The following is a 3,843-nucleotide window of genomic DNA, read 5'->3' as shown; positions in this document are numbered from 1 at the left end:
TCTTCGTAATCAGGAATTTTTTTTTTTTATTAAAACTAGGAGGTAATATCGGATGAATTTTGCAACTTTACCGAAAATTGAACTTCACTGCCATTTAGATGGTAGTCTTAGACCAGAAACTATCTTGGATATCGCCAAGAGCGAAGGAATTCGCTTACCTTCGATGGATAAGGAAGAAATTCAAAGAGAGCTCATCGCTCCATTAGAGTGTGAATCCCTTGATGAATATTTAGAGAAATTTGCTATCCCTAATTTAGTTATGCAATCAAAGGAAAACCTTAGAAGGATTACCTTTGAACTTTTTGAGGACGCGGCCCGTGAAAATGTGAAATACATGGAAGTGCGATTTGCTCCCTTGTTACACACGGCAGGTGGATTAGAAGTTGACGAAATCATTCAAAGTGTCCTAGAGGGATTGAAGGATGCAGAAGAGCAGTATGATATAAAAGGAAACTTGATCCTCTCCTGTATGAGAACAATGTCAGCAGAGCGAGCGTTTGAAGTGGTCGAGAAAGGGAAGAAATTCCTTGGCAAAGGAGTAGTCGCCATTGACCTTTGCGCATCAGAAGAGGAAGGTTTTAGCGGGAGATTCGTAGAACCAATCGCCTTAGCAAGAGAATATGGATATCGAGTGACGATTCATGCAGGTGAAGCTGGGGTAGGTAAAAACGTTTTAGAAGCTGTTGAACTTTTGGGTGCAGAGAGAATTGGCCACGGTGTATTTATAAAAGACTGTGATGAGGCATATAACATCGTGAAAGAAAAAAATGTCGTGCTTGAGATGTGCCCGACAAGTAATGTGCAAACCAAAGCAGTGAACCAGTTCAGTGAACATCCCATCCATCAATTCCATAGCGATGGAATCAAAGTAACGATTAACACAGACAATCGGACCGTCTCTGATACAACGATGGCAAATGAATGTAATATCGTATTTAACGAATTCAATATAAGTGAAGAGGACTATAAACAAATTTACAACAACAGCGTCGAAGCAAGCTTTGCAGACGCCGAAACAAAGGAAATCCTAAAGAAATACCTCTCTTAATAGAGTAGAAGAAGGATAGAAATAAAAGATAAGGTGTCAGGTACCATGTGAAATTTTCACATGGTACCTGACACCTTTTTCTATGAAAAATTTGATATACAAGCACCAATGTTTTTGGTTCATCTTTTATGTATGGTATGGCCAAACCTATTCTTAAGCTAACGTTAAGATTAAGATGCTAGATTGGATTTACTAGAGTGACTGAATTCACGAGATATCAGTCTAAAAAGGGGTTAATGCCATGAATATTTTATTAGCGGAAGATGATATCCGGCTCGGGGAATTGATCGTTTATATGCTAAAAAAGAAGGGCAACTACCAAGTTGAGTGGGTTACAGATGGAGAAGATGCATTCTATTACGCTACCTCGGTCCACTATGATGTCATCATTATGGACTGGATGATGCCGAATGGAACGGGTGTGGAAGTGTGCGCGCGATTACGGAAACATGGTTATTCTGGCGCAATCCTGATGTTAACTGCCAAAGATACGGTGGGGGACCGAATTGAAGGATTAGATTCCGGTGCTGATGATTATTTAGTTAAGCCGTTTGAAATTGATGAACTCTTAGCTAGGCTGCGGGCACTTTCTCGTCGTAATTATGCACCGATTTTAGAGGAAGAGATCCAAATTCATGAAATGGTTCTAAATCGGAAGAGTCATAGTGTTGGTCTGGGCAGCAGTGAAATTCAACTTAGCCCTCGTGAATTCCAGTTATTAGATTTAATGATAAAAAATAAGGGGCAGGTATTGCCGCGCGAGATGATTTTAGAGCGCATTTGGGGCTTCGATTCAGAGGTTGCTCCAAAAACTATTGACGCCACTGTCAAATTAATTCGAAAGAAACTGAAAGTGATTGGAAAACAAGAGTTGCTTCAAAGCATCAGAGGGGTAGGTTATAAGTTTGGAAACTAACCTTCGCGCATGGATCCGGAACCTTACCAATCGTGGGGAAAAAGATATCTTTAAGAGTACACAAGGCCGGTTGACCCGAATGTATAGTGGACTGCTCATGCTTTTTCTCGTCTTATTTATTTCAATCGTTTATACCATTCTTTATGTTGTTATATTAAACAATCAAGAACGAGAACTTCAATCATTAGTGAACCAAGAAGCAAGCTTCATTGAGAGTTATTTACTGAAAAGTGATCAAAATAACCTGCAGGGAATGGATGACCAAGAGGTGGTATTTACGGGAGTAAATCAGTTCTTTTATTATGTAGAAAATTCTAATGGGGAACTACTAATGGGCAATGAATCGAATCGCCGCTTACGTCCTGAATTATTACGACAGATCAATGAACCATTTCAAAATGAAAGCAAAGTTAAAAAGGTAACTTTACATGACCAGGGGGTTTCAAAGGGAAGGGGAATGAAGGAGGAGTTTCACCCGCGTGGGGCATCTCAGGATATTCGACTCATGATTGCCAGCCGGGTAATTTACGAAAAGGGTCAATTCATCGGAAAGTTGTACGTTGGAAAGGATATTACGTTAACATATCAGCTATTCCATTCGTTATTGATAATCCTTATTATCATTGGTCTTGTCTTTTTAGGAATTGCCATTTATATGAGTATGGTTATGTCTAAAAGAGCAATGATTCCAATTAGCAGCGTCTTTACAAGGCAGCACGAATTTGTGGCTGACGCCTCCCATGAATTACGGACTCCATTAAGTGTCTTGTTGTCATCGATTGATGCTGTGGAAATGACGATTAATCCTCCTAAAAGTGATATGGTAGAGAAATTACTTACTAATATGCGTCAAGAAGTGAAGCGGATGACCCATCTGGTAAGTGATCTATTAACATTAGCTCGTTCCGACTCCAATACCAATCAACTTAGCATAGAGACCTTTGACTTTTGTCCCAAAGCCAAAACAGCAATTGAAGCCGTTCGGCCGCTTGCGGTGGCCAAACAAATCACGCTTCATTTAAATTCACCTGCTTCGCTGCTCATCGTTGGAGATCCGCAACGGCTATCACAGCTTTTATATATTCTTTTAGATAATGCAATAAAATACACACCACAAGGCGGGGAAGTGGAGCTTTCTCTACAAAATGCAGGGCAACAGTTAAGGATCTCTGTCCAAGACACAGGAATCGGGATTAAGCCAGAGGATTATCAGCGTATTTTCGAACGTTTTTACAGGTCTGATAAATCTCGCTCCCGGCAAATGGGCGGACATGGTTTAGGGCTTTCCATAGCCAAATGGATTGTTGAAACACACCAGGGGACAATCAAAGTTACCAGTGAACTTGGAAAAGGAAGTACTTTTAAGATTTCTATCCCGATAGAAAAAAAGTAATAAATTATGGCGAATAGTGCCTGATACTATCCGCCATATTGTGGGTTTTTTACATCAAAACACAGTCGTCACGCTCAGTAGATTCAGATAACGCCGACCTTGTGTTGTGAGATTCAGGCAAGTATAGAATAGCTTATGAAATGCATTTCAGGTCAAGTGGTTAAAAAAAATAATAGAATAATAGTTGACTTAATTTAAATATGATAGTAAGATAGTAAATCTGATGAGGGCATTCTAATAGAGAATAAAATGTTCCTAAGAAAATCCCTTCACCAGTTGACAATTGAGACTGTTGCTGATATGCTAGTAATCTCGTTTGTTCGAAAAAACATTATTTTAAAATAATGTTTGACTTTCTGGGGACGAGATGATAAGATATAAGCCTGTCACAAAAAAATAGTTCTTTGAAAACTAAACAAAGCAGAAACGTCAACAATATTTTTATTAGTGAATCTTTCGTAAGAAAGTGAAACTAAGCCAACGTAA

The 3,843-nt window shown here is 39.2% G+C and carries 3 protein-coding genes and 1 riboswitch (1 of these 4 only partly in view); all 3 genes read left to right on the top strand.

The window, feature by feature from the left end:
- Window positions 1-6, top strand: a riboswitch (purine riboswitch) (it extends 95 nt beyond the left edge of the window).
- A 46-nt stretch (window positions 7-52) separates the two neighbouring features.
- The 3 genes from add to V7121_RS22645 all read left to right on the top strand — a co-directional run bounded on the left by add (window position 53) and on the right by V7121_RS22645 (window position 3,357).
- A complete protein-coding gene (add, locus tag V7121_RS22655; protein ID WP_335494800.1) occupies window positions 53-1,048 on the top strand; it encodes an adenosine deaminase in 996 nt (331 codons plus the stop codon).
- A 241-nt stretch (window positions 1,049-1,289) separates the two neighbouring features.
- Complete coding sequence (locus V7121_RS22650) at window positions 1,290-1,964, top strand: response regulator transcription factor (RefSeq protein ID WP_335494803.1); 675 nt, start codon at window positions 1,290-1,292, stop codon at window positions 1,962-1,964.
- On the top strand, window positions 1,954-3,357 hold the full coding sequence (locus tag V7121_RS22645) for a sensor histidine kinase (RefSeq protein ID WP_335494805.1): 1,404 nt from the start codon (window positions 1,954-1,956) through the stop codon (window positions 3,355-3,357). Before V7121_RS22650 ends, V7121_RS22645 begins: the two co-directional genes overlap by 11 nt.
- The last annotated feature ends 486 nt before the right edge of the window (window positions 3,358-3,843 follow it).

This window comes from Neobacillus drentensis (assembly GCF_036962125.1).
Taxonomy (GTDB): Bacteria; Bacillota; Bacilli; order Bacillales; family Cytobacillaceae; genus Neobacillus; species Neobacillus drentensis_B.
The sequence above is the reverse complement of the archived record's forward strand: the minus strand, read 5'-3'. Positions and strand labels throughout refer to the sequence as shown.